Source organism: Soonwooa sp. T0.1_25, from assembly GCF_057652215.1.
The window spans coordinates 1-295 of the sequence record NZ_JBYFBZ010000081.1 but is presented as its reverse complement, the minus strand read 5'-3'; the positions used below and the strand labels follow the sequence as shown (position 1 = coordinate 295).

The following is a 295-nucleotide window of genomic DNA, read 5'->3' as shown; positions in this document are numbered from 1 at the left end:
ACAGGATTTATAAGGAAATGAAACTTCCTTTGCGGCGCAAGGTAAAGAAACGGCTCCCTGCCAGAGTAAAATCGCCCCTGGAGGTTCCGGAAACATTTACTCACACGTGGAGTAAAAATTTTATGAGTGACGTACTTGCCAGTGGCAGAAAGTTCCGCAGTTTTAATGGGATTGATGATTACAACAGCGAAATTCTTCACATTGAGGCAGATTACAGCTTGAAAAGTTCGCGGGTAATCTGGATACTGAACCATCTGGTGAACCGCTACGGCAAGCCCGAGAAAATACGCATGGA

1 pseudogene is annotated in these 295 nt (G+C 45.1%); it reads left to right on the top strand.

Features of this window, described 5'->3' with window-relative positions:
- A pseudogene (locus AC23MB_RS14430) lies at window positions 1–295 on the top strand (IS3-like element ISLbl2 family transposase); the annotation flags it as partial.